The following is a 25,358-nucleotide window of genomic DNA, read 5'->3' as shown; positions in this document are numbered from 1 at the left end:
ATAATAAGGCTACCGGAAAAAATTGCGTTCGGCGCGGGCTACGTCTGGCGGTCAGGTTGCTCGTAGAGGTGACACGCCGCTGGATGTGCTTCGTTCTGGAGCGTGGGGTGTTGGCGCTCGCACACGCTCTCGAAGCGCTCGCGGAGCACCCGGGCGGCCTCGTCGAACTCGTCGTCGGCGACGTGTTCGAAGGAGGTTTCGATCACCGCGCGCGATTCGGTGTCGAGCGCGTCGTCGTGTTCGAAGAAGTGTGTCCAGAGCGTGCGCTTCGCGTCGGAGAGGCCGCCATCGGTCGCCACCGCCTCGGCCGCCCGAGTGTCAGCCTCCGCACGGATCGACTCGACCGAGATCGCGTGGTTTTCGACGCGCTCGCGGTAGTCCATCACCTCGCGATAGGCTTCCTGAGAGACGTCGATATCGTCGGGCGGGATCACCGACGGACACCGCGTCCGGAAGCGACAGCCGGAGGGTGGGTCGATCGGACTCGGAACGTCGCCTTCGAGCGTGACACGGTCGCTCGCACTCGACGGGTCGGGCTCGGGAATCGCCGACAGCAGCGCCTGCGTGTAGGGGTGTTTGGGGTCGGCGAACAGCTCCTCGGTCCCGGCGACTTCGACGATCTCGCCGAGGTACATCACCGCGATCCGATCGCAGATGTGTCTGACGACAGAGAGGTCGTGGGCGATGAAGAGGAACGTGAGCCCGAACTCCTCCTGGAGGTCTTCGAGGAGGTTCAGAATCTGCGCCTGGACCGAGACATCGAGCGCCGAGACGGGTTCGTCGCAGACGATGAACTCGGGGTCGACCGCGAGCGCACGGGCGATCCCGACGCGCTGGCGCTGGCCGCCAGAGAGTTCGTGGGGATAGCGGTCGTACTGGCCGATTTCGAGGCCGACCGCTTCGATGAGTTCCTCGACCCGATCGCGGCGTCGCTCTCTCCCCGAGCGGTCGTCGTCGGGATCGGCCTCGGGGAGATCGTGGATCTTCAGCGGCTCGGCGATGGTCGCACCCACCGACATCCGGGGATCGAGACTGCTCATCGGGTCCTGGAAGATCATCTGCATGTCCCGGCGCTTCTCCCGAAGCCCGTCCTTGTCGAGGCCGCCGAGCTCCTCGCCCGCGAACACCACCCGGCCGTCGGTGGGTTCGAGCAGTCGGAGGAGCGTCCGGCCGGTCGTGGACTTGCCACAGCCCGACTCGCCGACCAGGCCGAGGGTCTCTCCCTCGTACACCTCGAAATCCACGCCGTCCACCGCACGGACCGGTTTCTGCTCGCGCGCGAGCCACGAGTCGAGCAGGTCGTCGGCCTGCGAGAAGTGTTTCTGGAGACCGTCGACATCGAGCAGCGGCTCCTCGGTCGTTCCTTGGGTGGGGGCGGACTCGCTCGTGGCCACCGCACCCGCTTCGTCTCCGTACTCGCTCGTATCGAAGTTCTCCAGAACACATTTCGAGCGGTGGTCGACCGCTTCGGGGCCGTGTTGGAGATACGGAATCTCTCCCTCACGACACTCGGGCTTGGCCCACGGACACCGTGGCGCGAAGTGACATCCATCGGGAAGATCGACGAGGTCGGGGACGTTCCCTTCGATCGGGGTCAGCCGGTCGGTGTCCTCGCGGGGGATGGATTCGAGTAGCGTGTAGGTGTACGGATGCGAGGGGTTGGCGAAGATCTCCTCGACAGGACCTTCCTCGACGATCTCGCCGGCGTACATCACCGCGACCCGGTCGGCGGTCTCGGCGATCACGCCGAGGTCGTGGGTGATGAAGAGGACGGACATCCCGTACTCGTCCTGGAGGTCGTTGATGAGATCGAGGATCTGGGCCTGGATCGTGACGTCGAGCGCCGTCGTCGGCTCGTCCGCGATCAGGAGCTGGGGCCGACAGGCGAGCGCGATGGCGATCAACACCCGCTGGCGCATCCCGCCCGAGAACTCGTGGGGGTACTCGTCGACCCGCGCGGCAGGCTCGGGGATACCGACCTCCGCGAGCATCTCGATCGTGTCCTCCAGAATGGCATCGTCGATGTCCGAGCCCGTCTTGGGGAGGGTTTCGCGGACGGCGTTGAACCACGAGTCCTTCTTTCGGCCGCCGTACTGGTGGAGTCGGAGGCTCTCGGCGACCTGCTCGCCCACGGGGACGGCGGGGTTGAGCGAGGTCATCGGGTCCTGGAAGATCATGCTCATCTCGCCGCCTCGTACGGTGCGCATGGCGTCTTCCGGTGCCCGTGTCAGGTCGACGGTTCCCGCCTCGGGATCCGCGAACTCCCCCGAGTAGTCGTCGGCGAACGATCGCGCGAGGTCGCGGTCGTGAAACTCGACCGTGCCGTCGGCCACACGACCGGGATCGTCGACGAGGCCCATCGCCGACAGCGCCGTCACCGACTTTCCAGAGCCCGACTCGCCGACGAGGCCCACGGTCTCGCCGGGTTCGATGGTGAGATCGAGCCCGTCGACCGCCTTCACCGTCCCCCGCTCGGTGGCGAACTCGGTCCGCAGGCCCGCAATCGAGAGTAGATCGGTCACGTCGAGCCGTTTGGAACCGTGGTATATACATTTGCCGCAACCGAAAGGAATCCTTTTGGTGCTCACCGTCCCGACACGGGGTATGTCCGAGAGCAACCCGTTCGATCGGGTCGTCGAACCCTGGGAGGCGGTCATGGGCGATATGGAAGCCACGGCAGCGGAGTACCGCGAGGCGGGCTGGGACGTGCTCGAACTCCACCCCGGAGACGTGACAGTGTTGGACGGCGAGCGCTACGGCCTCGACGTGCTCGTGCCCGGCGACGAGTACGAGCGCCTCGCCGACGTCGCCGAGGAGGGAACGTTCGATTCCTACGAGGTGTACCGCGCCAGCGAGTCCGACATCGTGTTCGCGCTCGCGGTGCTCGAGGATCCGGCGAGCGAGCAGGCGATATGCTGTCCGGTCTACTACGAGCGAAGCAAAGCCGACGAGATGGCGCGACAGGCACACGAAGAGGGCCGGATGTACACCCACATCCGCCCGCTCGCAAACGACGAGGCCGTAACCTTCGCCTACGAGGACCCCGACCTCTTCTTCGCGGACTGAACCGTCACCCCGACGGGCTCGGGTCGGCCTCGGTCTCGTCCGTTGCGGCGTCGTCCGCGGTCGCCTCGTCGGCCGCGTCGCCAGGTTCGAACGACTCTCCACAGTGCGGACAAGTGAGGTCGTCGTGGCGCAGCGCCGCGCTCTGGGTACGGACCTCGCGCATCGTGCTCGAAATCCGCTCTTCGGCCGCCAGCTCGTCCTCGACCGCGAGATCGACGCCCTCGACCTCCAAGAGGAACTTCGCCACCTCGGTCGCCTCGTACATCACGTCGTCCAACTGCTCGGCGGTGAAGAAATCGCTCATCGCGCCGTAGAGAAAAGTCGCACCGGCCATCCGGACCTTCTCCTCGAAGGCGGCCCGGGCCTGGTTCACCGCTTGTGGAGTGTAAGTATCGGTCATGAAGGGGACCAGCTCGGGGAGATGCTCGCCGATCTTGGTCATCTCGACGCCGGTTTCCGTACGAAAATCGGCACACAGCCGCGCGATTGCCCACTCGCGCGCGGTGATGTACGTCCGATCGCGGAGGAACTCGTTGGCGCGGTCGTAGCGCGCACCGTCCATTTTGGTGAAGCGATCGTACTTCCGAACATCGGCTGGAACGGATGAGTCGATCGCTTCCGTGTCCTCACCAGCCGTGGTTGCGTCGTCAGCCGGCTCGTCGGTTCTTGGTTCGTCGGTTCTCGATTCGTCGGATTCCGATTCGGTCGTCGCCGACTCGTCGACTGATGATTCGTCGGCCGGTGATCCGTCAGCGGGCGTTCTATCGGCTGCATCGGTGACGGACCCGTGAGCGTCGTCGGCTGGCGTCTCGTCCGTGCGCTCGCCATCGTCGGGGCGCTCGGGACGGTCGGGAGACGTAGAGTCGTCGGTCATCGTCGAGCGTCCGAACGGGGCGCGAAAAAGCGTGTCGACGGGCGCGTGGCGACACGACGCGGATGTGATCGGGCGCAACGGTTTTGCCCCGAGGCCGCCAGGCCCGGGTATGAACGTCCTGGTGGGGATCGACGGGACCGAGCGCGCGTTCGCGGCGTTCGAGCGCACCGTCGCGCGGGTGAAAGAGACCGGCGACGACCTCACGGCGGCGATCGTCGCGAGCGAGATCGAACGGCCGGAGACCATCGAACGCCGGGTGCGCGAGGTGCTCGACGGAGAGGGGATCGAGGCCCCGATCCGCCGGATCGAGGGCCACGCCGGCGGTGGACTGGTCGATCTGGCCGACGACGGCGGGTTCGATCGCCTCGTCGTCGACGGCGGCGAACGATCGCCGACGGGGAAGATCCGACTCGACTCCACCACCGAGTTCGTTCTGTTGAACGCCGAAACGTCGGTGACGCTCGCCCGATGAGTCGACCGTACCCCGACGAACCCGCTGGACCGTTCGAGCGGCCACCGGAGACGTTCACCGACGCCCACGGCCGCGAGATCGAGGTATCGGTGTACGACGACAAGGAGTTCGACGCGCTCGCGGAGATGTACGTCGCGTTCGACCCCGCCGACCGCGCCCAGGGTATCCCGCCGGCGAACGAGGAGGCGATCGAGGAGTGGCTCGACACCATCCTCGGGTCGGGGTACGACGTGGTCGCGTACCACGGTGACACCTGTGTGGGCCACGCGACACTCGTGGCCGACGGCGACGCGTGCCACGAACTCGCGATCTTCGTACTCGACACCCACCAAGCGGCGGGGATCGGGTCGCGACTGTTGGAGGCGCTGCTCGGCCACGCCGGTCGCGAGGGTGCAGAACGTGTCTGGCTCACCGTCGAGCGGTGGAACCAGGCCGCGATCGCGCTCTACCGGAAGGTCGGGTTCGAAACCTGCGATAGCGAGAGCTTCGAGATCGAGATGGCGATCAGGCTGTAGCCGCGACACCGATAGTATGGTATGGATGAGCATCCCGAGGGTTCAATAGCCGTCGGCTGGTATCGTCGTCATGGGGCCGTACCAACAGTGCCCGTTCTGTGAGACCGTCGTCGAACTCGACTCCGACGACAAGGCTGCACTCCGTCGACATATCCGGGTCGCCCATCCCAACGAGGACGAGCGGACGACTGCCCACCGAGCGATGTGAGCTACGGATAGCGGAACGCAGGGAGGAAGGAGGGACGCCGGAGGACGGACGTGGCGACAGTTCAGACCGAGAGGACGGGTTCGGTGGCGTACTGGAGGACGTACTCGGCCGCACGCCCGAGGAGTTCGTTGGCCTCGCCGCCGGGTTCGCGCGGGACCACGACGAAGTCCACCTCGGCGTCGGCGGCGGCGTCGAGCACCACGCTCCCGGGATGACGGGATTTCATCGTGGGCGAGAAGCCGTACGCAGAGGAGTGCGTGAGTTCGACGCGGTCGGCGGCGACGTCGCGAGCGGCGTCCATGAACCCCTCGCTAGCGGCGGCGATCGCGTCGTCGTCAGGCTCACCAGGGGCACTCCGGCGGACCGTCTCCGGATCGAGGACGTAGAGGGCGTGGACCCGTGCGCCGTAGCGCTCGGCGACTGAGACCGCGTACTCGACGGCGTGCATCGCCTCGTCGCTGCCGTCGACCGGAACGAGCACGGTCGTCACGTCGAACGGGTCGCTCGTGTGCGGTCGGGCGTCGTCGACCGATTCGTCCGACGAGTCCCGATCGTCGTGGTCGGCTGTAGCGTCCATATACGGGCGTCGCAGGCCCACCTGAAAAGCGCTCGGCTCGGATTCGCATCGGACGGTATCGTCGCTCATCGGAGGCCGTCGGGCACGATCCCGCTGGGATGCGTGACCGCAAGAATTACCGGAGGATTTAGGACGGCCCGCCACGCGAGGTCGGGGCATGGAGCGCGCGCTCGCCGTCGTCGAAGGCACCGAGGAGACCAAACAGCTCGTTCGAGAGGCCGGCGAACTCGCCGCCGGCGTCGGAGCCGAGCTGCTCCTGCTGCACGTCACCACCGAGGAGGAGTTCAGCGACCGAGCAAACACGCTCGCGAGCATTCCGAACTACGACACGGAGTACAGCGTCGATCAAGCGCGCGACGGGGCCCGCCAGTTCGCCGCCGACATCGGCCGTGAGGTCTTCGAGGGGCTCGACATCGAGTACGAGGCCGTCGGCGCGCTCGGTGACAAACAGGGGACTATCCTGGATGTCGCTGCCGAGCGCGACTGCGATCACCTGTTCATCAGCGGCCGGAAGCGCTCGCCGACGGGAAAAGCGCTGTTCGGCGACCTCACCCAGTCGGTGATCCTAGAGTTCGACGGTGCGGTGACGGTCACCACCGTTTAAGCCCCGCCGACGGATACCCGACCTATGATCGACACCGTGGTCATCGCGACCGACGGCTCGGCGAGCGCCTCGCGGGCGGTCAGCGTCGCGCTCGACCTCGCACGCCGGTTCGAGGCCGAAGTCCACGCACTGTACGTCGTCGAGGAGAGCGACGTCTCCGCCGCACCCGACGACGTCCGCGATCGCCTCCGGACGGCGCTCGAAGCCGACGGCGAAACTGCACTCGAAGACATCCGCGAAGCGAGCGGGCGGACGGTGACGACCGCGGTTCGGGAGGGACGGCCCGCGAACGAGATCGGCACGTACGCCCGCGAGCACGACGCCGATCTCGTGGCGACGGGGACGCGCGGCCGCCACGGCGAACACCGGTTCGTCCTCGGGAGCGTCGCCGAGGCTGTCGTTCGGAGCTGTCCGGTCCCCGTCCTCACCGTGCGCCAGCTCGACGCCATATAGTGNGTACATCCGTCGCCCGGCGGACCGAGGGGTTCTTCGGCCACGGTAGCGTGGGACGGGCATGAACGACCGACTCATCGACGACGACCGCCTCGACCTCGCTCGGAAATCCATCCTTCCTGGCGAGGGCTTTTTCTATCCCGACTCGTTCGACGCCGAGCGGGCCGATCGCGAGGTGCGCGAGGCGCTCGCGGGGGCCGATACCGTCGTGCTCGCCGATCCCGACGCCGACGGGCTAGCCTGCGTCGCGTTCGTCCGCGAGGCGTTCGGGACTGGGGCGCTGGTGCCGACGAGTCCCCACGACCTGAGCGACACACTCGATCGGGTGGCCGATCACCTCGAACCCGGCGCGCGGGTGTTCGTCTGTGACCTCTGTCCCGACGAATACCGCTACATCGCCGGCCAGTTCGAGCGCCTGATCGAACGGGCCGCGAGCGTGCAGTGGTTCGACCACCACCAGTGGGCCGACGAGACCACAGAGCGGGTCCGTACAGCGGGTGCAGAGCTCGTCGTCGGCGATTCGGAGGAAGAGTGCTCGGCCGACGTGACGCTGGCTGCGCTCGATCACGAGTTCGATCCCCTCTACGCGGAGCTCGCCACCGTGACCCGCGACCACGACCTCTGGCTCCGGGAGGACCCGCGAAGCGACGATCTCGCGGACTTCGCGTACTGGAGCGATCCCGAGGAGTACGTGGGAATCGTCCGCGAGCACGGCCCGGACCTCCCCCCCGAGGTCGAGGAATACCTCGCCGAACAACGCGTCGAGAAGGAGGCGCTGATCGAGCGCGCGGTCGAGCGGGCCGAAACCCACGAGATCGGGCCGTGGACCGTCGGCGTGACCTACGGCCGGTGTTCACAGAACGAAGTCGCCGAAGCGCTGCGGGAGGCGGGTACCGACGCCGCCGTGGTGGTCAAACCCTCGGGGTCGGCGAGCATCCGCGGCACCGAGACCTTCGAGCGGTGTCACGAGGTCGCGGGGCAGGTCAACGGCGGCGGTCACCCGAAGGCCGCTGGCTGCAAACCCGACATCTACGACGACATGTTGGATTACGCCCACCACTGGACGACCCGCGGCGCAGTGACGAAACAGGTGATTCTCGGGGCGTTCGAGCGGTTGGCCGACAAAGGAGTAGAGACGAGTCAGTAGACCGTAAATTAATAACGGGGATAGGTGCTGTTTGAAATAGTGGACGACGCTTCGCTACCACAGCGGACAGTAGTCGTTGTGTTGCCGTTGTTCATCGTCTCAACGGCGCTAGCGGCACGCTTCGGTCAAAGCATTGGTGCAAACGGGATTGAGATCCTCACAATCTTAGCCTCAGCTCAGGCAGCAATATTCGCAATTGTCTTTTCAATAACCATACTAGGTGTTCAACTCTCTGCCTCTGGCTTTTCCCCACGACTTGTAAACCTATTTCGTGAGGATGATTCTTACAGATTCACAACTGCTCTATTCGGCACCTCAATTGGGATAGATATTCTTGGTCTCTATCTCTTTAGTGGAGAGAATATTTTCGTGTACGAAATGTATCTCTGTGGTGCGGGAGCTCTCGCAGTAGGCTCCTTGGTGGTTCTCTATTCCTTTGTTGACCGGATTTTGTACCAATCCACGCCGGAAGGGATTCTGCGTCGTATCAAGGATCAACTTTCACCAGAGTGGACGACTCAACAAGCACATCTATTTCAAGAGGATTCCACCAAGAGAGACCCATACCACCTTCTCATCTCAGTCATCGATTCCGCTGTTGAAGACCGAGACAACCCAACTGTGAGTCAAGGGTTGAATATGGTTTCAGAAAAAATCAGGAATTTACTGGAATATACTCATCCGGAGTCTCTGGGTCCTGAATCAGCGCTCGGGAAGTCCATCGAAGATCTTTGCACGGACCGATTGCCGACACTCGTGGAGCGTGCAACGGAAAATAGCCAAAAGACGCAGGCGAGAGAAGTGATCGAATGTCTAGACACTATCGGAGAAGCCGGAATCAATAGAGAACACGAATACGTTGTCAAATGTTCATCACAGGGTCTGTCCAGACCTGTTGAAAGTCTCGGATACAGTGAACTCGAAGACCGTGTGAGAAAGAGAATTATTGACACCAATCGTGAACTACTTGCAGAAACCGCTGAGGCTACGCAATGGGAAGCAGCAGATCATGGAATCCGTCTTCTAGGTTGGCGAGCAGCGCAATCAATCATGGATCGGTCGGCCCAACACGCCCGTGATACAGGATATACGTCGGTACAAATACTTAGTATTCCCAGTATCCACAGTAGTGCAACTGCTGAGGCTTCCGCTCGGACGGACGACGAGGATATCGATTGGCAGCGTGGAGAAGATGCTGATTTTAATGAGTTGTATCCACGTGAAAACACACTCCGAGGTTGTTATTTTGCGATGTGTGAAATCACGTCAGCAGCAATTCGAAGTGAAATCAGGACGGGAAGGAGTGTAGTCAATTGGTCGCACGTCGCTACAGGATGGAGAAATTGTCTAAATGATCTCAGAAATAGTAATCTTGAATTATTATTCCAACTATGGTTAGGGACGATATTGTATATCGAGTATCTCCAGTCGGAAACGGACGATGAGGTCCTTTCTGGCTTCAATCGAGTATCGATTCAGATGGGGATTAGAGATCAGATAAGCGGAGTGGTTGATTCCATACAGAACGGCAGTATTAGACCAAAGACACAAATTGACTATGTGCCTGGAATGACTAAACCCACAGAGATGCCCCTCACAGGTTTTAAATCACAACCAATTCCGGACCTCGACACCACATTTTCAGAATGGCTCGAACTTCAGAGTGGCATGGGTGGGGCGGGCGGGTTTGTGTAAACCTCCAGCCAGCAGAACAGGTGCAAGTGTTGCGATCGGTCCACGTAACTCACCGATTCGAGTGTGCTGCTCCAGACTTTTTGAAATGTTACACCGATATTCTAGAAAGTCGAGGAGATGGGAAGCAACTACAGATACCTCGCGACGAACGCACGGTGCTGGCGCTCGCGCTCGTCGCGCTCCGCCGGCGTGGCGTCCTGAAGCCACAGCGGGAGACACGCCATCGCGTCCACGCGACATTTGAGCCGGTACGTCTCGATGCGTTCCTCGATCGCGGCCGTGAACGCCCAGTCGTCGCGTTCGGCCGCGTACGCGTCGCGGAACAGTTCGCGGAGCGTCGCGGCGCGCTCGGTGGAGTCAGCGGCTCCGGGGTCGAGTAGATGGGATTCGGTCTTTGCGAGGTTGTACGCCGGCTCCGCAGCGAGCAGGTTCGCCCAGTCGAGGACGGCCCGCGTCGCGCCTGTGCCCGGATCGACGAGGAGGTTCCCGTACCGGTAATCCCAGTGGCAGTACCGCGGTAGCGCGGGTTCCGTGAGCGACGCGAGACGTGCGCCGAGTTCCTCGCGGAGCGCGGGCACGAGATCGACGAACCGCTCCGGCTCCACAGCGAGATCGGGGTAGTACGTTCCGTCCGCGAGCGCGTCGAGCCCCTCCTCGATGTCGGCGCGGAGCCACGCACGGAAGTCCTCGACACGACCGTGTTCGCCGTCGAGCACGGCGAGTTCACCGTCGCGGACGCCGACCCGTCCGACTCGCGGCAACGTCCCGAGATCGTGGAGTTGAGCGAGGTTCCGGCCGGTCTCGGCGACCACCCGTTCGCGGGCGGCGGCGTCGAGATCAGCGGGACGTCCCTCGTAGTTCCTGCCGGACACGCGCTCCATCACGTAGAACGGAGCCGGATACTCGGGATGGGAGTCGGCAAACCCGAACACCTGCGGGACGGGAATCGTGGTCTCGCGGCCGACGAGATCGAGCAGTCGTGGTTCCGACCGAGCGATCTCGGGTGTAACGAAATCAGCGGTCGTCGCCTTCAGAACCGCGTCGGACCGTCCACTGGGTTTCGAAACGTCGAGAAACGCCACGAGATCGGTGCCGTGCTCGCTGCGACGGATCGAATCGACCGTCCACTCCGGGCGGAGGGAAGCGACCATCCCGTGGATGGCGGCGTCGGTGGCCGACGACTCGTCGCTCACGGCAAGGGATCGACGCCAGCCATCACTCGCCCGCCACCCACCGGTCGGAGTACGCCGTTCCACACTCACAGACCGCGTACGCGTGGATCACGTCACCCTCGGCGTAGATCCCGCCAGCCTCCTCGTTTCGCTCCTCGGCAAACCCGAAGACGAATCTGGGGGCGTGTTCCTCAGTTGCGGCGTCGTCCGCTTCGTCCGCGCTGTCCTCACCGTTCGCGTCCGCTTCGGGACACTCGCCCTCGAACGCGTCGAGATCGAGGTCGCCCTCGGAGTTCATCGCCGAACTCGCGAGCGTCATCGGGTCGACGCCGGTCGCGCCCTCGAACGCGCTCCGGCCGCGCTCTGCCTCCAGGATCAGGACGACACCGCGTTCGACCTGCTCGCCATGTTGGGCCAGCGTGCCGAGGTCAGAGACCGCCGATTCCGCGATGAACAGCAACACGTCGTCGGGACGATCGCCGGCGAGAAACTGCGTGCGTGCGGAGTCCATGCGGGCGATATCGGGGCTGGCGGCAAAAGCGGGCGGGTATCGGGACGCGTCGAACGGGGCGCAGCGAGTCAGCCGTCGGGATCGCCGTCGAGATCCTGCGCGATGGCAGCGAGGCCCTCGTCAGGCGGTTCGGTCGCCTCGTAGACCGCACGCTCGCCGGGTTCGCGGACGCCGTACAGGAATCCGGACTCCACGATGTCGACCGCAACGCTCCGACCGAGATCGAGACCCGAAGACCGCCGCCACTCGTCGAGGCGGTCGGTGCCGTCGCGTTCGCGTGCGAGCCGGGCGTTGTCGTACGCGCCGGTGATCTCGCGATCGCCGTCGAGTCCGGACTCGACCCGTGCGTGGTAGGTCTCTCCATCGAGAACGAGACGGATCGTATCGAGCGGGAAGCGGTCGGCGTCGTCGGGGAGCGCGAGCCGTGGCCGGGAGCTCCGGCCACGGCGGGCGAGCGTCGCCCGCACCGTTTCGACCGAGGGATGGTCGTGCGGGATCCGCTCTGGCACGGCTACTCGTCGTCGTCCGCGTCGTCCGCGTCGGCGTCGTCGAGCAGCTCCGCGACCGACTGGTCGCCGCGGTCGGCGATGCTCGCGTTGATCTGGCGGGTCTCCTCGCCGACTTCGCGCCCGCGGACGGTGACACGCTTGCGTTCGCCCTCGCGTGTCGGCTTGTACCCGGTGCCGCCGTCGACGAGAATCGACGTGAGCGCCGATCCCGCGACGTCCTCGCGCATCGGTCGGCCGGCGGTGTCGGAGCCGCCAGTGATCTCGACGGTGTAGCCGTCGAGACCCACCGCCGAGCCATCGACCTCCTCGCCGATCGAGCGGCCGATGAAGCGGTTTGCGTCCTGTCCCTCGACCGCACGCTGGTGGGCCGCCCCCTCCTCGGGGTCGGCCACGACAACGGTGAAGTCTGCCATGTACGAAGCGAAGCCGGTCGCCCCTCAAAAGCGTATTGAAAGCCGCACACCGGAGAAACGCGTTCGAGTCCCCCGATCGGCCGCGGCATGCGACCAGGAGCCGTGTGAACGGCGGTCTTCGATCGATCCGAACCTCTTCGCGAACCGGCAGAATAATATTTATGCGTGGGGTGGGGCGAGTAAGCAATGACGCGACGGACGGTACTCGTGGTCGCGGTCGCCGTACTCGTGTTGCTCGCCGGCTGTAGCTCGCTGGCGGGCAACGGGGCGGATTCGACCGAGACCTCCGCAGTCACGAACGGAACGACCATCGACAACGGAACCGCCACCGCAACCCCAACCAGTTCGGCGACGCCGACGGCAACATCCACGCCGACAGCCACCGCGACGCAAACGGCAACGTCCACGCCGACGGCAACGCAAACGGCGACACCGACTCCAACGGCAACATCCACGCCGACGGCAACGCAAACGGCGACACCCACGCCGACAGCGACCCCAACGCCCACACCAACCCCAACGGCAACACCGACACCAACCCCGACGGCGACCCCAACGGCAACACCGACGCCGACCCCTACCGCGACGCCGGAGCCGTCGATCGGAGCCGAACCGCCGCTGGAGGCTGGTTCGATCGCGAGCGCCCACCAGAGCGGGCTCGAAGCGGCGGGAACGTTCACCGTCAACAGCAGCTCGACGATTCGCGGAACCGGCGAGGATTCGGGAGCCGACACCAGTGGGGCCCGCGTTGACCTCGACGCGAACACCGCCTACCAGGTCTCGCAGCCGACCGAGGAGGCCACCCGGTACACCTACGCCGAGGGCGCAACAGCATACAAGAAGAACGTCCTGGACGGGTTCGACGAACCCGAGTACGAAACCGACGAGCTCGGCCGGCCGCTGGCCGAGAGTCTCACCGCCGGCCGCACCGTCCTCGAAACCGTCCGTGCGGTCGACTACGAACGCAGCGGCACCGTCACGAGCGAGGGCCAGCAGCTCGCGGTGTACGTCGCCAACGGCTCGGACAGTGTCGAAACAGGTGCCCTGTACCGGGGCGAGGAGATTACCGAATTCAGTTCGACGCTCGTGATCGATCCCGGGACCGGCGTCGTCCACCGGCTCCAGACCGAACGCACGACGGACGCGTTCAGCGCGGGTGAACCGGTGACCGTGGTGGATACTCTGGAGTTCTCGAACGTCGGCTCGACTTCGGTCGAACAGCCCGGCTGGGTCGAACAACTGAAAAACGACGAGGGCTGAGCGGCCCGGTTACGTTGCGGCGCTGATTTTCGAACGGTTCTGAAGCCGAACAGTCGCTCAACTGTCGACAGCTGACACCACGAGTTCGTCGACCCTGGTTCAGTTACTCGTGGTTGGACCGAAGAATGAAGTGGAGTGCCAACGAAGACCATGGTATCGTACCGGTCTCACATGGCACCACTCACCTACGTCGCCAGCACCGTACTGACTGGCCTCGTCGTCGTCGCGCTCGTCGTTGCACTCGCACGTAGTCGGGAGTGGCGGAGTGCCGTCGCGAGCCCAGGAGACGTCGGAACGGGGGGAACAGGCGCAGCCACGACGCTCACCGAAGCGGCCCAAAGCCCGCTGGGCTGGACTGTCGCTTTCCTCGTATTAGTCCTCGGGATCGGCGGCGGTGCGCTCGCGTTCGTCACCGGAGCGATCCCATCAGCGGTCAGCCAGGTCGCGGGCGTGGCGCTCATGGTCGTGGCGGCGGCGGTGATGGGCGGGTATCTCTTCTGGGGCGTCTATCACTCCGCGCGATATCGGGGGATCAAGAGCGCGCAGGCGACCGGCACAGGACTGTGGGTGCTCGGCATGCTCCTGATCGTCGCGATCGTCGTACGACTCGTTATGGCCTGACTGCCATGCGGAACGAACCATCCACCACAACCGATGAGACCGGATGAGACGGTCACGAGCCGTCGTTCGGAGCGTCGTCGCAGTCGTCGCCACACTGACTCTCGCCGGCGAGGCGGCGGCCCACGCAGGCGGGCTGAGCGGGACGTTCAAACCCGTCGCCGTTCCGTCGTGGCTGGTCGTGACGACCGGCGGCGGGGTCATCGGGGCCTCGTTTCTGCTCACGAGCCTCGTGACCGACCACGCGTTCATCCGTGACGTCACCGACTGGCGTGCCGAGCTCCCGACCCGAGCGACGATCCGGACCGTCGCCGTCGGCAGTTGTCGGTGGCTGGGCGTCGGCGTTCTCGCCGCGATCGTGGCGGTCGGGTGGATCGGCCCGCGAGTGGCAGCGGCAAACCTCGCCATCGTGGCGGTCTGGGCCGGCTGGTGGGCGGGCTATTCGATGACCACCTATCTCGTTGGAAATACGTGGCCCGCGGTGAACCCGTGGCGGACGCTCGCCGCGCTCGGCTCTCGACTCCGGGGAAACCAGCCGATCAGGAGCTACCCCGATCGTCTCGGCGCGTGGCCGAGCGTCGTCGGACTGGTGGGGCTGGTCTGGCTCGAAGTCGTCAGCCCGCTCGCCCAACAGCCGCGAACGCTCGTGATCGTGATCGTGATCTACTCGATCGTGACGGTCGCCGGTGCGGTGGTCTACGGGAGCGAGACGTGGTTCGGTGTCGTCGACCCGATCGCGCGTGTCTTCCAGTGGTACGGCCGGGTCGCGCCGCTCCAGCGAACCAGTAACGGAATCGATGCCGTGCTCCCTGGCGGAGCGCTTTCGGACGGCCGGCCGACTGGGGCGGACGAAACCGCGTTCGTAGTCGCGCTGCTCTGGGTCACTACCTACGACGGCCTCGTCGCGACGCCGGCGTGGGCGACGGCTGTCCGTGCGGTCGTCGGGTGGGGAGTACCGCCCTTTGCGGTGTATCTCGGGACCGCGATCGCTGGCTTTGGCTGTTTCCTCTACGTCTATCGGGTCGCCGCACGGTGGTCGCGCCGGACGGCGGACACCTACGTCACCGCTCGCTACCTCCGAGACTGGTTCGCGCCGGCGCTGGTGCCGATCGCCGCCGGCTACCACCTCTCACATTTCTTGGGGTACTTCCTCAGCCTCTCACCCGCCTTGATCGCGGTCGCCACCCAACCCCTCGCGCCGCCGGCGGCCATCCAGACTCTGGTGTTGCCCGCGTGGTTCGGCACGCTCCAGCTCGTGTTCGTGCTCGCAGGCCACATGCTCGCGGTCTGGGTGGCTCACGCGCGCTCGTTCGCGATCTTCCCCGGACGGCTCGCGCCGATCCGGAGCCAGTACCCGTTCGTCCTCGTGATGGTGTTTTACACCGTTCTCAGCATGTGGATCGTCGGCCAGCCGTACACACCACCACCCTATCTATGACCGAATCACTCGCTCACGACAGTTCACCGACGCCCGACAGTTCGTCGATCCCCGACAGCACGTCCACCCCCGACACCGCGATCCCGGACGCGGAGACACCCGCGGCGCAGTGTCCGTACTGTTCACGACCGTTCCGCACCGAACGGGCGTGTACGCTCCACCTCGGCGACAGCCACCGCGGAGAGTGGACCGACGGCGAGCAGGCGACCTACGAGGCCGCCGTGGACGAGGAGGCCGACGATCTGTTCGTGTTCCACCTCAAGGTCGTCGGCGCACTCAGTCTGCTGTACGCTGGATACGTACTCGCGTACATGATCGTTCTCGGGTTACAGGGCTGATCCGCCGATAGGGGCGAGAGAGCGTCTCCGGTTTTCAGCCGTCGAGCGCCCCGATGAGACCGGTCAGCCCGCCGACGGCGGCGAGTGCGATCACACCACCGAAGACGATCATCGTCTCGCCGGCCCCGACTGCTTCCGCGGTCAGCAGGATGGCCAGCCCCACGACGACCCCGAGAACGGTCAGCCCGAAGAGGAGCGGCTCGCGTCGCATGATCGATGGACGGCCCGTGCTATCATAAACCAACCGGCTCCACGGGCGGCTTGTGGCCGGTGACTCATCGTGCCGATGATCGCTCCTCGTCCGGCGATCCGGTGGCGAGCATCGCGACGACGAACACGAAGAGGACGAGTGCCGCCACCGCGCCCGCACCCGCGACGATCGGGTTCGTGAGTCCGCCGCCCGCCATCCTGAGCACGCCCATCGACACGCCAACGCCGACCGGGACCGAGAACAGCACCGCGTACCCGAGATCGGATCGCTCCATTACAGCCTCGCCACGCAGTCGTGGCAGTACGTGAATTCGGGATCGTTTGCGGCGTCACAGCGACGACAGCGGATCGTCGACGGGACGGACGATGGAGGCGACTCGGGCAACGTGGACGGCGCAGGCGATGCGGACGGCAGGGGCGGCGTCGACGGTGGCGATCGGTCCGGCGTCGAAGCACCGGACGACTCCCCATCGACTTGCTGCGAGACGTTCGGATCGGGTGGATACACACCGTCACCCCAGCCTGCCGGGGGCGGGGACTCCTCGTCGGCCTCGACGCGCCGCGAGAGATAGACGATGAGCGGGAGCTGCAACAGCGGAAGCACCACGAGCATCGCGAGTCCCCAGACGGCCACGTTCATGGTCAGGTGATCGAGTACGAGGCGGCGATCGTCAGCACGAGCGCCGTGATGAGCCCCGAGAGCACGACGAACGTGATCGATCGCGGCTCGTACCGGAGATGTTGGTAGTAGCCCGCGACGAACAGCGCCTTGATCAGCGAGAGCACGATGATCGCCCCGAACGCGAGCCAGTACGCGCTTTCGAGCAGCCCCACGAACTCGAACGCGACCTGGGCGGTCGCGAACGCGAACAGCACCACGTAGATCCCGGCGTAGAGTTTGGTTGATGGCATGCGTGATCACCTCACAGGATGTAAAACAGCGGGAACAGGAACAGCCACACGATGTCCACGAAGTGCCAGTACAGCCCGAAGTACTCGAGGGGGCGCTCGTCATCCAAGTACGCCCCCCGCCACGCCCGCACGAGCATGTAGACCGCGATCAACAGCCCGATGATGACGTGGGCGGCGTGGAGCCCCGTGGTGAGGAAGAACGTCGACGTGCGGACGTTCGAGGAGATCGCGATCCCCTCGTGGAAGAGGTGGTTCCATTCGAGCCCCTTGTTCACGAGGAAGCCGATCCCGAGCAGGATCGTCGTAGTGATGCACGTCACCACGCCCCATCGACTCCGCTTTTCGGCGGCGACCAGCGCGAGGATCACGGTGAAGCTGCTCGTGAGGAGCAGGTAGGTGTTCATCAGACCGGGGATCGAATCACCCGGCACGAGCTCCCACCCGGTCCAGCCCGCGGAGATCCGAACGAACACGTACGAGCCGATGAACGCACCGAACAGCACGATGTCGGAGGCGAGGAAGATCCAGACGCCGAGCTTGGTGTTCTCGACCGCCTCAAATGGCCAGCTCTCCCCGAACGGTCCCGTCGGTGCGTGGAACCGTTCGCGTCCGAGCGCCACGAGCGAGACGCCGGTGATCGCGGTCCCGACGAGTGCGAACGTGAGATAGGTCCCCCCGGCGAAGCCGGGTGCGAGGGTCCCCTCCTGGAAGCCCGAGAGCCCAAGGAACACGAAAAACGCCCCGACGCCGATCGCGAACGGCCAGATGCTCGCGTGGCTCTCAGGTTCGCCCGCGTGTGCCTCGTGTGCCTGTGCGTCGGGCGTCGTGAGCGTGCCGCCGTCGGTGACCTCGCCGCCGTCCGCGACCTCCGGTGAACCGCCGAGGAAGTCGAGCGAGCCGCTGCGGTAGCTCGGGACGCCGGGGAAGTTCTCGAGCGGCGGCGGCGACGGGATCGCCCACTCGGCGGTGGTGGAGTACGCCCACGGGTTGCCGTCGGCGGCCTCGCCATCCACGAGGCTCTTCGTGAGATTGTAGAACATCACGAGGAACGAAGCTCCAAGAATGAACCCACCGACCGTGGCGAGCTGGTGCCAGATCGTGAGTTCCTCGGGGTACTCGAACACCCGACGCGGGGTCTCCCACGCGACGAACATCGGGAAGTAGAGCAGGTTGAACCCGATGAAGTACAGCCAGAAGTGGACCTTCCCGAGGAACTCGTCGTACATCTTCCCCGTCATCTTCGGGAACCAGTAGTAGAGCCCGCCGATGAGTGCCGTGACGCCGCCGACCATCACGTAGTGGAAATGGGCGACCACCCAGTAGGTCCCGCGGAACTGATAGTCCAGCACGACCGCGCCGAGGAACACGCCCGTGATCCCGCCGACGATGAACAGGATGAGCGAGCCGAACGTGAACAGGAAGGGAGTGGCGAAGCGCACCTTTCCTTTGATGGTGGTGTAGATCAGCGAGAACACCATCAGGTCGAACGGGAGGGAGATGCCGATGGTGGTGGCCATGAACAGCGTCTTGATCTGGAGGTTGATCGAGGTCAGGAACATGTGATGCATCCAGACCACGAAGCTCTGGAGCGCCACCAGCACCATCGCGGCGATGAACCACTTCCGGCCGACGATCCGCCGGCCCGTGAACGTCTGGAACGTTTCGGCCATCACGCCGAGCGCGGGGAAGAACACGATGTAGACCTCGGGATGGCCGAAGAACCAGAACAAGTGGGTCCAGAGGATCGACCCGCCGGGGCTGGTGACGGCGAAGTACGTTGTCCCGAGAAGCCGGTCCGACGAGAGGATCACGAGCGCCGCGAGCAGCGCCGCGAAGGCGAACAGCATCATCCACACGGTGAGGAGGATGGTCCAGGTGAAGAGCGGGAGCCGCCGGAGGGTCAGCCCCTCGGCGCGCATCCGGTGCATCGTGGTCAGGAAGTTCACCGAGGAGACGGTGACGCTCACCACGAACAGGAGAAGGGCGAGGATCGCCGTGCTCGCCCCGATACTCGGCGTATAGGTCGGAATGTTCAGTGGCGCGTACATCGTCCAACCGCCGGCGAACGTTCCACCCTGGAAGAACGAGACCCCGAGCAACAGTCCCGAAAAGAGGTACAGCCAGTAGCTGAGCGCGTTCAATCGAGGGAAGGCGAGGTCCTTCGCGCCGATTTGGAGCGGAACGACGTAGTTCGCGAAGCCGAACGCAAACGGCGAGAGGAACCAGAAGACCATGATGAGACCGTGCGTCGAGACGGTCTGGTTGTACCCCATCGGACTGAGGACTCCCGATCCAGGCGAAAAGAGCTGGACTCGCATCAGGAGTGCGAGAACGCCCCCGAACACGAGGAAGAACAGCGCAGTCACGGTGTAGAGGATCCCGACGTCCTTGTGGTTCGTGGTGACGAACCACCGCTTGACCGATCCGTACGGCGGCAGTCCGTGCGATTCCGTCGTAGCGTGCTCGTCGGTCGTCGCCGGGAGCTCTTGGCCCGCCCCCGCGTACCCCCCGTCCGGCGTCGGTTCTGATCGATCGGTCATGCTGCTGTGGTCCCGTTGGTCGCTGCCGTCGCGTTGCTCGCCGTTGCAGACGCGTTGGTTGCTGTCGCGTTACCCGTCGTGGCGTTGCTCGGCGTGATGTTTTCGTACCACTGCTGGTACGCCGCAGGGTCCATGACGGTCACGTTCGCGTTCATCGCGGAGTGGCCCGCGCCACAGAGCTCGAAACACTGGGCCTGATACGTCCCGGTCTCGTTGGGTTGGAACCACGTATCGGTGGTCTGACCCGGGATAGCGTCGGTTTTCATCTTGAACGCTGGAATCCCGAAGTTGTGGAAGACGTCCCGCGAGGTGACGGTGAGCTGTACCGTCGTGTTCGCGGGCACCCGGAGCGTCTCGGAAGAGTTGCCGTTCGGATAGATGAACTCCCAGCCGAACTGGTATCCCTCGACCTGCACGTTGAGGCTGTCGTCGGTCTCAGTCGCTCGGGTTTCGACGTCCACGAGTGCGAAGTACGTCCACGTGATGAGCGAGATCACGATGGCGGCGCTCAACAGGAGCGACAGCGCGAGCTTCCGCCCACCACCGCCGCCCTCGGGGAGTTCGCCCAGTTCGGGACGGTCGATCCCGTCGTCGCCGTCCCGCTCCCCGCGGTCACGGAACTTGTAGCCATTGTAGAGCATGTACCCGATGACGACGACCCCGACGATCGTCCCGAGGACGAGAAACACGACGAAGATCGACCGGAATATCTCGTCTCGACCGCCGTCCGGGACGATGCCGCTCTGGAGCGGTACCGCGAGCGCCGTGAACGGGACCATCGGGTGCATCGAAACTCCGTCATCGATCATCATCGTCGGGAGTACTTATTCATTGGGGGTCGGTATCATGGACCATCCGTGTCGAGGAGAGCGGAGCGATCGAGGGCGAGCGACGGCGATCGGTAGGGTCGTTCTCGTCGATCGCGATACGTGGCGGCCGGCCGTGAACCGACGGGCCGAAACCCGTTCGACGGATAGTGCTCCCAATGAATCTCCGTTTTCTCGGTGGCGCTCGCGAGGTCGGCCGGAGCGCCGTCCTCGTCAACGAATCCCTCTTGCTCGATTACGGGATGCGATCGGGCACGCCGCCGGGCTTTCCCGTCGGATCGGTCGATCCCGAGGCGGTGGTGGTCTCGCACGGCCACCTCGACCACGCCGGGGCCGTGCCCGGACTACTTTCGGGTGATTCCCGCCCCTCGATCCACTGGACGCCGCCGACCGGCGAGCTCGCTCGGACCCTCGCGCGGGACACGCTCAAACTCCACGGCGGCTCCTATCGGTGTCCGTTCACCGAGACCGATCTCAAACGCGTCAGTGAAGTCGCCGAGAACCACGGCTACCGCGAGACGTTCACTGCCGCCGACCACGAGATAACGTTCTTCGACGCGGGCCACATCCCCGGCAGCGCGCACGTCCTCGTGGATGACGGCGAGACACGGCTGCTCTACACGGGGGATTTCCACACCGGAACTCCCCGAAACGACGGCAGTGCTGAAGACCACGCGAACGAGCGCAAAGGGTCCGTCGGCGGACAGCGACTCGTTCCACCGACCACCGCACGTCCGGAGGCGGACGTTGTGATCTGTGAGAGTACGTACTCGGACGTCGCACACGAGGACCGCGCCGCAGTCGAGGAGCGCTTCGTCGAAAGCGTCCGGACGACGCTGTGGGAGGGCGGGACGGTGGTGATTCCAGCGTTCGCGATCGGCCGCACTCAAGAGCTGTTGCTCGTCTGCGAAGAGTACGACATCCCGTGTTACGTCGACGGGATGGGCAAGGGGGTGACGAAGATGCTCCGCCAGTACCCCGATTTCGTCCGCGACGCCGACGCGCTCCAGCGAGCCACGAGCCACGCCAGATTCGTCACAGGACGGGATGGCCAGCGAGAGCGGATCGCCGAGCAATCGACCGCGATCGTCACCACCAGCGGAATGCTGTCGGGCGGCCCCGCGATGACGTACATCCCCGCGATCTCTGGCCACCCGGTGAACAAGATCACGCTCACCGGCTACCAGGTCGAGGGGACGCCGGGCCGCGATCTTCTCGACACCGGAAGTGCGGAGATCGACGGTCGCCGGATGCCGGTGAGCGCGCAGGTCGAGCAGTACGATTTCTCGGCACACGCCGACCGAGAAGGGCTGTTCGGCTACCTCGATTCGTACCGCGATAACCGAGTGCTCGTCAACCACGGCGATCGGTGCGAGGCGTTCGCCGCGGAGCTACGCAACGGGGGGATCGACGCCGTCGCCCCCGATCTCGGCGACACCATCGAGGTGTAGACGCTGCACACGCTGCTCGAACGCTTTTCCGTGAGCGTCGCCTCCATGCGGGCATGGACGACCCGAACGCGACGGACGAGGAGACCGAGGTGGCGCTCGCGGAACGGCTCGCCGATCTTCCCGACCACCTGCGCGACGAGGCCGACGCCGCGGTGGCCAGCGCGCGCGATGCCGACGAGCTCGTCGACCGACTCGCCGACCTCCGCACGGAACGCGATGTGGCGAACCAGGCCGACGGGACGGAGGCCGCTCCAGCCTCCGAGAGCGACGAGAACGACGACAGCGTGTTCGGCCGCGTCCGCTCGACGCTCGACGACGTACGCGACCGCGCGACCGGAGATGACGGGACGTCAGTGGGCGACACGAACGCCGACCCGCCGGTGCTCCCCGGTGTCGAACGGTCGCGCGAACTCGCCGCTGACGCGCGGTCGACATCGGTGCCCTCGCTCGACCGCGACGTCCCGCTCCCGTCGGTCGATACGGACCGGACACGAGATCGAACTCGGGACGCCGTCCGTGCCGCACGCGACCGTGCGGGCGCTGGCGCGCTCGAACTCAAGCGAACCGTCCGCGACGCCGATCCGAAACAGGCCGCACTCTGGGGACTGGCCACCGGCGTCACGGTCGCCAACCCCGCCATCGCGGCGAGTTACTCCACGGCGGCCCTCCTCTCGGGCGCGGTGCTCGGCGGCGGCGTGGTGGGTGCGTACGCCAGCAGCCACGAGGACACCGTGTTCGACGACATGGACCCGACGATGATGGCACGGCGAGCCAACGCCGGGGCCTCGACGGGAGCGGGCGCGCGGAACATCGACGGCAAGTCGGTCGGCGCGATGGTGGGCGCGTCGGCGTACCTCGCCGAGGAACTCACACCCACGGAGTACGCTCAGTGGGTCACCGAGGCGGACGCCGAGTCGGTACTCCGTGGTGCGGAGATGGGTGCGGGCCGGGCGGCCGCATCCGACGACTTCGAGGGAGGACGGTCCGGCGCGGCGCTGGGCGGCGGGCTCGGGCTCCTGTACGGGCTGGCGGCGGACGACGACGCGACCGCTGACGATCACCTCATTCGGGAACTTCTGGACGACGACCTCTGGAACGAATACACCGGCCGACTCGGTGACAACGAGGGCGACGGCGCGGCAACCGTCGAGGGGCGACTCGTCGATGGAGACGACGAGGACGGTATCGACGCGGACGACGGCTCCGCCGCCGAACTCGGCGACGAATGAGGACCGGTTCGGTTGCTCGCGGATTGAAACGCTTCTCTTGGTGACGCCGGATCAGTTCGCCGCGACGTCGAAGTCGTAGGTGACGCCGGTCAGTTCCTCCGAAACACCCCAGAGTCGCGCCGCGGTCGCCTCGTCGTACGAGCGTTCGCTGGAGCGCTGTTCTTCGGGGTGGCCGCGCATGTTTCGGAAGCCGCCGGGGCCGACGTACTCGCCGCCGCTCAGATCGGGGTCGGTGGCGGCGTAGAGCATGGGCAGCGCGCCCGTCGCGGCGTCCTGGGCGATCACGGCGTTCGCGGCTTTCATTCCCCACAGCCGGAGGGTCTCGCCTGCCTGCTCGGGGCCGCGGCGCTGGAGGTCCGTCGCCGCGTAGCCGGGGTGACACGCCACGCTGGTCACGTCGTCGACGCCGGCGTTCCGGAGTCGACGGTGAAGTTCGTAGGCGAAGAGGACGTTCGCGAGCTTGCTCTGGCCGTAGGCCGCCCACTCGTCGTAGGAATCCTCGCCCTGGAGATCGTCGAAATCGATCTCGCCGTTCTCGTGGAGGCCGCTGCTTTGGGTCACGACACGGGTCTCACCGTCGGTCTCGTGGAGATGTTCGAGGAGGGTTCCAGTGAGCGCGAAGTGCCCCAAATGATTGACGCCGAACTGAGTCTCGAACCCGTCGACGGTCTCGCTCCTCGGGATCGCCATCACGCCAGCGTTGTTGCAGAGCACGTGGAGTTCGTCGTGAGTATCGGTGAAGTCGGCGGCGAACCGACCGACCGACGCGAGGTCCGCGAGATCGAGCTCGATGACCGTAAGCGAGGTTTCGGGTGCGTCCTCCCTGATTCGTTCGCCCGCCTCGACACCACGCTCGACGCTGCGACACGCGAGGACGACGTTCGCGCCGTGGGTCGCGAACTCCCGCGCCGCCTCGTAACCGAGGCCGCTGTTCGCGCCGGTGACGATCACCGTTTTGCCGTCGAGATTCCCCATTCGTTCCGCGGTCCAGCCGCCGTCGAATGCCATGCGGGTCGTGGGGAGAGGATACGGAAAGCAGTTAGCGTTGCGGCGACCCCACCCCAACCCGGGTGCAATCGTCGGAAACGTCGTCACGCCGAGGAGTTTTACTTGTGGTCGACAACGTCGTTGTATGGACGACGAGCCCACCGACCTCGACGGGACCGAACGGGCCGCGCTCCACGACCTCCAGCTCGGCATCGAACACCTCCATCGAGGGTACGGCCATCTCGTCGCGTTCCACCACCAGGTCGGTCGCGGGATGGACCGGTTGGACGACGCACGCGAGAAACTTCGCACGTCCGGGCACGACGAGTGGGCAGACGTCCTCCGCGACGATCTCCTTCCGGCGGGCGCGGTCGACGGACGGTGGACCTACGAGGTCGTCGAGGCGTTCGCGGACGAGTTCCTCACACCCGCGGCCGAGTTCGAGACGGGCGTGCGGGACGTGCTGGCCGACGGCCGACGGCACGTCACTGAACGCCGGCAACAGCGCGAATGGCGCGAGCGCAGCGAGAGTGACCGACGAGCGGATCGGTAGAGCAAGAACGACGAGCGCGGAAACGCCAGTCAGTTCCCCGCAGCCTCGACATCGGCGGCGTGGTCTTCGAGCGCGGCCGCGACCTCGCGGGCCTGGTCGGGCGAGAGCTTCACCTCGTCGGCGTGAGCAGGAAGGGTATCGAGATCGGTGTTGTCGAGTTCGAGCTGGAGCTGGACGTGATCCGGGTTCTTTCTGGCTGATGTGACGTTCAACACGGCAAGCGCGTCCTCCTCGAACTCGTGGCCCTCCGCCTGGCCGTCGAGCAGATCGAGCGTTGTGTAGGCGTTGACTTTCAGAATGCGGTCGCTCATACACGGGTTTCGACAGCCGGATACTTAACGAGACTGTGGGCAGGCGGAGACGGGAACAGGAGTCGCGTCGGATTCGTCCCCGCGTTCGGCCACGCCGAACGGTCACCCCCTGAGTGTGATCTCGGAGATCACGCCGAACCCGGTCAGCACGAGATCGGGGCCGCCTGCCGATCCCTCCCCAGCCACACGGACCGAACGCCTGTCCCGGAACTCACACAGCGGCGTCGACAATCGTACGTCCACGTTCCAGTCGTTAGGAACGGTGATGGTTGTCTCGGCAAAGACTGTACGCAGATCGATCACTGCCGGGAATCCGGGTGTCTCCGCGGCCCGCAAGTCGAGTTCGAGTTCGGCGAACACCGCCGTCACCCGCCCACCCCTGAACCCCGCGGTGGTGACCCGCCGCTCGTCGCTGCTGAAGACTGTGTAGTGGTTCAGTTCCATGGTACTGCCGACAAGCGACAGTCT

31 protein-coding genes are annotated in these 25,358 nt (G+C 65.2%); 15 read left to right on the top strand and 16 right to left on the bottom strand.

What is annotated here, in order from left to right:
* Positions 1-38: 38 nt before the first annotated feature.
* Positions 39-2,522 carry a dipeptide ABC transporter ATP-binding protein gene (locus tag C449_RS18885; protein WP_006078807.1) on the bottom strand — a complete coding sequence of 828 codons (2,484 nt, stop codon included), beginning with the start codon at positions 2,520-2,522 and terminating at the stop codon, positions 39-41.
* 82 nt (positions 2,523-2,604) lie between these two features.
* Between C449_RS18885 and C449_RS14590 the strand changes: the two genes are divergently transcribed.
* Complete coding sequence (locus tag C449_RS14590) at positions 2,605-3,066, top strand: DUF7529 family protein (protein ID WP_006078806.1); 462 nt, start codon at positions 2,605-2,607, stop codon at positions 3,064-3,066.
* A gap of 4 nt (positions 3,067-3,070) precedes the next feature.
* Here the strand turns inward: C449_RS14590 and C449_RS14585 are convergent, their stop codons facing one another.
* Positions 3,071-3,940, bottom strand: a complete 870-nt coding sequence (locus tag C449_RS14585; protein WP_006078805.1) for a DUF5806 family protein — start codon at positions 3,938-3,940, stop codon at positions 3,071-3,073.
* 109 nt (positions 3,941-4,049) lie between these two features.
* Between C449_RS14585 and C449_RS14580 the strand changes: the two genes are divergently transcribed.
* The 3 genes from C449_RS14580 to C449_RS18140 all read left to right on the top strand — a co-directional run bounded on the left by C449_RS14580 (position 4,050) and on the right by C449_RS18140 (position 5,135).
* Complete coding sequence (locus tag C449_RS14580; RefSeq protein WP_006078804.1) at positions 4,050-4,412, top strand: universal stress protein; 363 nt, start codon at positions 4,050-4,052, stop codon at positions 4,410-4,412.
* Positions 4,409-4,927, top strand: coding sequence for a GNAT family N-acetyltransferase (locus tag C449_RS14575; protein WP_006078803.1), 519 nt, complete (start codon positions 4,409-4,411; stop codon positions 4,925-4,927). Before C449_RS14580 ends, C449_RS14575 begins: the two co-directional genes overlap by 4 nt.
* Before the next feature lie 70 nt (positions 4,928-4,997).
* On the top strand, positions 4,998-5,135 hold the full coding sequence (locus tag C449_RS18140) for a hypothetical protein (protein WP_161606462.1): 138 nt from the start codon (positions 4,998-5,000) through the stop codon (positions 5,133-5,135).
* A gap of 61 nt (positions 5,136-5,196) precedes the next feature.
* Here C449_RS18140 and C449_RS14570 read toward each other — a convergent pair whose 3' ends face one another.
* Entirely contained in the window at positions 5,197-5,712 is a 516-nt protein-coding gene (locus C449_RS14570) for a universal stress protein (RefSeq protein ID WP_193790598.1), read from the bottom strand.
* 157 nt (positions 5,713-5,869) lie between these two features.
* Here C449_RS14570 and C449_RS14565 point away from each other — a divergent pair, with 157 nt between their 5' ends.
* The 4 genes from C449_RS14565 to C449_RS17610 all read left to right on the top strand — a co-directional run bounded on the left by C449_RS14565 (position 5,870) and on the right by C449_RS17610 (position 9,611).
* A complete protein-coding gene (locus C449_RS14565) occupies positions 5,870-6,316 on the top strand; it encodes a universal stress protein (RefSeq protein ID WP_006078801.1) in 447 nt (148 codons plus the stop codon).
* Between the two features lie 24 nt (positions 6,317-6,340).
* Positions 6,341-6,769, top strand: coding sequence for a universal stress protein (locus tag C449_RS14560; protein WP_006078800.1), 429 nt, complete (start codon positions 6,341-6,343; stop codon positions 6,767-6,769).
* Positions 6,770-6,830: 61 nt separating this feature from the next.
* Complete coding sequence (locus C449_RS14555; protein ID WP_006078799.1) at positions 6,831-7,916, top strand: DHH family phosphoesterase; 1,086 nt, start codon at positions 6,831-6,833, stop codon at positions 7,914-7,916.
* Between the two features lie 39 nt (positions 7,917-7,955).
* Positions 7,956-9,611: a DUF2254 family protein gene (locus tag C449_RS17610; protein WP_161606461.1), complete on the top strand. Its 1,656-nt coding sequence runs from the start codon at positions 7,956-7,958 to the stop codon at positions 9,609-9,611.
* A 128-nt stretch (positions 9,612-9,739) separates the two neighbouring features.
* On the opposite strand, the gene C449_RS14550 is transcribed toward C449_RS17610, so the two are convergent.
* The 4 genes from C449_RS14550 to C449_RS14535 all read right to left on the bottom strand — a co-directional run bounded on the left by C449_RS14550 (position 9,740) and on the right by C449_RS14535 (position 12,216).
* Positions 9,740-10,804, bottom strand: a complete 1,065-nt coding sequence (locus C449_RS14550; protein WP_006078798.1) for a phosphotransferase family protein — start codon at positions 10,802-10,804, stop codon at positions 9,740-9,742.
* A 22-nt stretch (positions 10,805-10,826) separates the two neighbouring features.
* The gene (locus C449_RS14545; protein ID WP_006078797.1) at positions 10,827-11,294 is read right to left on the bottom strand and encodes a DUF5807 family protein; all 468 of its coding nucleotides are present in this window, start codon (positions 11,292-11,294) and stop codon (positions 10,827-10,829) included.
* A gap of 68 nt (positions 11,295-11,362) precedes the next feature.
* Positions 11,363-11,803: a DUF7112 family protein gene (locus C449_RS14540; protein WP_006078796.1), complete on the bottom strand. Its 441-nt coding sequence runs from the start codon at positions 11,801-11,803 to the stop codon at positions 11,363-11,365.
* Between the two features lie 2 nt (positions 11,804-11,805).
* Positions 11,806-12,216, bottom strand: a complete 411-nt coding sequence (locus C449_RS14535) for a 30S ribosomal protein S6e (RefSeq protein WP_006078795.1) — start codon at positions 12,214-12,216, stop codon at positions 11,806-11,808.
* A 186-nt stretch (positions 12,217-12,402) separates the two neighbouring features.
* Here C449_RS14535 and C449_RS18475 point away from each other — a divergent pair, with 186 nt between their 5' ends.
* From C449_RS18475 to C449_RS14515, 4 genes are all read left to right on the top strand, one after another.
* Positions 12,403-13,476, top strand: a complete 1,074-nt coding sequence (locus C449_RS18475; protein WP_006078794.1) for a DUF7537 family lipoprotein — start codon at positions 12,403-12,405, stop codon at positions 13,474-13,476.
* 171 nt (positions 13,477-13,647) lie between these two features.
* Positions 13,648-14,097, top strand: a complete 450-nt coding sequence (locus C449_RS14525; protein WP_006078793.1) for a hypothetical protein — start codon at positions 13,648-13,650, stop codon at positions 14,095-14,097.
* A gap of 43 nt (positions 14,098-14,140) precedes the next feature.
* Complete coding sequence (locus tag C449_RS14520; RefSeq protein WP_006078792.1) at positions 14,141-15,532, top strand: hypothetical protein; 1,392 nt, start codon at positions 14,141-14,143, stop codon at positions 15,530-15,532.
* Positions 15,529-15,870 carry a DUF7410 domain-containing protein gene (locus C449_RS14515; RefSeq protein ID WP_006078791.1) on the top strand — a complete coding sequence of 114 codons (342 nt, stop codon included), beginning with the start codon at positions 15,529-15,531 and terminating at the stop codon, positions 15,868-15,870. The genes C449_RS14520 and C449_RS14515 overlap by 4 nt, the downstream gene beginning before the upstream one ends.
* Positions 15,871-15,904: 34 nt before the next feature.
* Here the strand turns inward: C449_RS14515 and C449_RS18400 are convergent, their stop codons facing one another.
* The 6 genes from C449_RS18400 to coxB all read right to left on the bottom strand — a co-directional run bounded on the left by C449_RS18400 (position 15,905) and on the right by coxB (position 20,341).
* Complete coding sequence (locus tag C449_RS18400; protein ID WP_169316472.1) at positions 15,905-16,081, bottom strand: hypothetical protein; 177 nt, start codon at positions 16,079-16,081, stop codon at positions 15,905-15,907.
* 64 nt (positions 16,082-16,145) lie between these two features.
* Positions 16,146-16,355, bottom strand: a complete 210-nt coding sequence (locus tag C449_RS14510; RefSeq protein WP_006078790.1) for a hypothetical protein — start codon at positions 16,353-16,355, stop codon at positions 16,146-16,148.
* Entirely contained in the window at positions 16,355-16,720 is a 366-nt protein-coding gene (locus tag C449_RS14505; RefSeq protein WP_006078789.1) for a DUF7577 domain-containing protein, read from the bottom strand. Before C449_RS14505 ends, C449_RS14510 begins: the two co-directional genes overlap by 1 nt.
* Before the next feature lie 2 nt (positions 16,721-16,722).
* Complete coding sequence (locus tag C449_RS14500; protein WP_006078788.1) at positions 16,723-16,992, bottom strand: cytochrome C oxidase subunit IV family protein; 270 nt, start codon at positions 16,990-16,992, stop codon at positions 16,723-16,725.
* 11 nt (positions 16,993-17,003) lie between these two features.
* Positions 17,004-19,532: a cbb3-type cytochrome c oxidase subunit I gene (locus C449_RS14495; protein WP_006078787.1), complete on the bottom strand. Its 2,529-nt coding sequence runs from the start codon at positions 19,530-19,532 to the stop codon at positions 17,004-17,006.
* Positions 19,529-20,341, bottom strand: a complete 813-nt coding sequence (coxB, locus tag C449_RS14490; protein WP_006078786.1) for a cytochrome c oxidase subunit II — start codon at positions 20,339-20,341, stop codon at positions 19,529-19,531. Before coxB ends, C449_RS14495 begins: the two co-directional genes overlap by 4 nt.
* A 176-nt stretch (positions 20,342-20,517) precedes the next feature.
* On the opposite strand from coxB, the gene C449_RS14485 reads away from it, so the two are divergent.
* Together C449_RS14485 and C449_RS14480 are read left to right on the top strand one after the other, a co-directional pair.
* A complete protein-coding gene (locus C449_RS14485) occupies positions 20,518-21,810 on the top strand; it encodes an MBL fold metallo-hydrolase (protein WP_006078785.1) in 1,293 nt (430 codons plus the stop codon).
* Between the two features lie 53 nt (positions 21,811-21,863).
* Complete coding sequence (locus tag C449_RS14480) at positions 21,864-23,039, top strand: hypothetical protein (protein WP_006078784.1); 1,176 nt, start codon at positions 21,864-21,866, stop codon at positions 23,037-23,039.
* A gap of 51 nt (positions 23,040-23,090) precedes the next feature.
* On the opposite strand, the gene C449_RS14475 is transcribed toward C449_RS14480, so the two are convergent.
* Positions 23,091-24,047: an oxidoreductase gene (locus tag C449_RS14475; protein WP_006078783.1), complete on the bottom strand. Its 957-nt coding sequence runs from the start codon at positions 24,045-24,047 to the stop codon at positions 23,091-23,093.
* A 124-nt stretch (positions 24,048-24,171) separates the two neighbouring features.
* On the opposite strand from C449_RS14475, the gene C449_RS14470 reads away from it, so the two are divergent.
* The gene (locus C449_RS14470) at positions 24,172-24,579 is read left to right on the top strand and encodes a hypothetical protein (protein WP_006078782.1); all 408 of its coding nucleotides are present in this window, start codon (positions 24,172-24,174) and stop codon (positions 24,577-24,579) included.
* A gap of 29 nt (positions 24,580-24,608) precedes the next feature.
* Here the strand turns inward: C449_RS14470 and C449_RS14465 are convergent, their stop codons facing one another.
* Together C449_RS14465 and C449_RS14460 are read right to left on the bottom strand one after the other, a co-directional pair.
* Complete coding sequence (locus C449_RS14465) at positions 24,609-24,890, bottom strand: DUF6360 family protein (RefSeq protein WP_006078781.1); 282 nt, start codon at positions 24,888-24,890, stop codon at positions 24,609-24,611.
* 102 nt (positions 24,891-24,992) lie between these two features.
* A complete protein-coding gene (locus tag C449_RS14460; protein ID WP_006078780.1) occupies positions 24,993-25,334 on the bottom strand; it encodes a LiaF domain-containing protein in 342 nt (113 codons plus the stop codon).
* Between the last annotated feature and the right edge of the window lie 24 nt (positions 25,335-25,358).

The organism is Halococcus saccharolyticus DSM 5350 (genome assembly GCF_000336915.1).
GTDB lineage: Archaea > Halobacteriota > Halobacteria > Halobacteriales > Halococcaceae > Halococcus > Halococcus saccharolyticus.
Note: the sequence above shows the minus strand (reverse complement) of the source record. Positions and strands in the feature narration are given on the sequence as shown.

What these genes read in the sequence shown, in the direction of transcription:
- C449_RS14500 (WP_006078788.1), bottom strand. Translation starts at nt 16,992, where the DNA reads ATGCCATCAACCAAACTCTACGCCGGGATCTACGTGGTGCTGTTCGCG.
- C449_RS14480 (WP_006078784.1), top strand. Translation starts at nt 21,864, where the DNA reads ATGGACGACCCGAACGCGACGGACGAGGAGACCGAGGTGGCGCTCGCG.
- C449_RS18140 (WP_161606462.1), top strand. Translation starts at nt 4,998, where the DNA reads ATGGGGCCGTACCAACAGTGCCCGTTCTGTGAGACCGTCGTCGAACTC.
- C449_RS14510 (WP_006078790.1), bottom strand. Translation starts at nt 16,355, where the DNA reads ATGGAGCGATCCGATCTCGGGTACGCGGTGCTGTTCTCGGTCCCGGTC.
- C449_RS14485 (WP_006078785.1), top strand. Translation starts at nt 20,518, where the DNA reads ATGAATCTCCGTTTTCTCGGTGGCGCTCGCGAGGTCGGCCGGAGCGCC.
- C449_RS14470 (WP_006078782.1), top strand. Translation starts at nt 24,172, where the DNA reads ATGGACGACGAGCCCACCGACCTCGACGGGACCGAACGGGCCGCGCTC.
- coxB (WP_006078786.1), bottom strand. Translation starts at nt 20,341, where the DNA reads ATGATCGATGACGGAGTTTCGATGCACCCGATGGTCCCGTTCACGGCG.
- C449_RS14495 (WP_006078787.1), bottom strand. Translation starts at nt 19,532, where the DNA reads ATGACCGATCGATCAGAACCGACGCCGGACGGGGGGTACGCGGGGGCG.
- C449_RS14465 (WP_006078781.1), bottom strand. Translation starts at nt 24,890, where the DNA reads ATGAGCGACCGCATTCTGAAAGTCAACGCCTACACAACGCTCGATCTG.
- C449_RS14460 (WP_006078780.1), bottom strand. Translation starts at nt 25,334, where the DNA reads ATGGAACTGAACCACTACACAGTCTTCAGCAGCGACGAGCGGCGGGTC.
- C449_RS14585 (WP_006078805.1), bottom strand. Translation starts at nt 3,940, where the DNA reads ATGACCGACGACTCTACGTCTCCCGACCGTCCCGAGCGCCCCGACGAT.
- C449_RS14565 (WP_006078801.1), top strand. Translation starts at nt 5,870, where the DNA reads ATGGAGCGCGCGCTCGCCGTCGTCGAAGGCACCGAGGAGACCAAACAG.
- C449_RS14525 (WP_006078793.1), top strand. Translation starts at nt 13,648, where the DNA reads ATGGCACCACTCACCTACGTCGCCAGCACCGTACTGACTGGCCTCGTC.
- C449_RS14475 (WP_006078783.1), bottom strand. Translation starts at nt 24,047, where the DNA reads ATGGCATTCGACGGCGGCTGGACCGCGGAACGAATGGGGAATCTCGAC.
- C449_RS14505 (WP_006078789.1), bottom strand. Translation starts at nt 16,720, where the DNA reads ATGAACGTGGCCGTCTGGGGACTCGCGATGCTCGTGGTGCTTCCGCTG.
- C449_RS14590 (WP_006078806.1), top strand. Translation starts at nt 2,605, where the DNA reads ATGTCCGAGAGCAACCCGTTCGATCGGGTCGTCGAACCCTGGGAGGCG.
- C449_RS14535 (WP_006078795.1), bottom strand. Translation starts at nt 12,216, where the DNA reads ATGGCAGACTTCACCGTTGTCGTGGCCGACCCCGAGGAGGGGGCGGCC.
- C449_RS14545 (WP_006078797.1), bottom strand. Translation starts at nt 11,294, where the DNA reads ATGGACTCCGCACGCACGCAGTTTCTCGCCGGCGATCGTCCCGACGAC.
- C449_RS14575 (WP_006078803.1), top strand. Translation starts at nt 4,409, where the DNA reads ATGAGTCGACCGTACCCCGACGAACCCGCTGGACCGTTCGAGCGGCCA.
- C449_RS14520 (WP_006078792.1), top strand. Translation starts at nt 14,141, where the DNA reads ATGAGACGGTCACGAGCCGTCGTTCGGAGCGTCGTCGCAGTCGTCGCC.
- C449_RS14515 (WP_006078791.1), top strand. Translation starts at nt 15,529, where the DNA reads ATGACCGAATCACTCGCTCACGACAGTTCACCGACGCCCGACAGTTCG.
- C449_RS18475 (WP_006078794.1), top strand. Translation starts at nt 12,403, where the DNA reads ATGACGCGACGGACGGTACTCGTGGTCGCGGTCGCCGTACTCGTGTTG.
- C449_RS18400 (WP_169316472.1), bottom strand. Translation starts at nt 16,081, where the DNA reads ATGCGACGCGAGCCGCTCCTCTTCGGGCTGACCGTTCTCGGGGTCGTC.
- C449_RS14555 (WP_006078799.1), top strand. Translation starts at nt 6,831, where the DNA reads ATGAACGACCGACTCATCGACGACGACCGCCTCGACCTCGCTCGGAAA.
- C449_RS14560 (WP_006078800.1), top strand. Translation starts at nt 6,341, where the DNA reads ATGATCGACACCGTGGTCATCGCGACCGACGGCTCGGCGAGCGCCTCG.
- C449_RS14580 (WP_006078804.1), top strand. Translation starts at nt 4,050, where the DNA reads ATGAACGTCCTGGTGGGGATCGACGGGACCGAGCGCGCGTTCGCGGCG.
- C449_RS14570 (WP_193790598.1), bottom strand. Translation starts at nt 5,712, where the DNA reads ATGGACGCTACAGCCGACCACGACGATCGGGACTCGTCGGACGAATCG.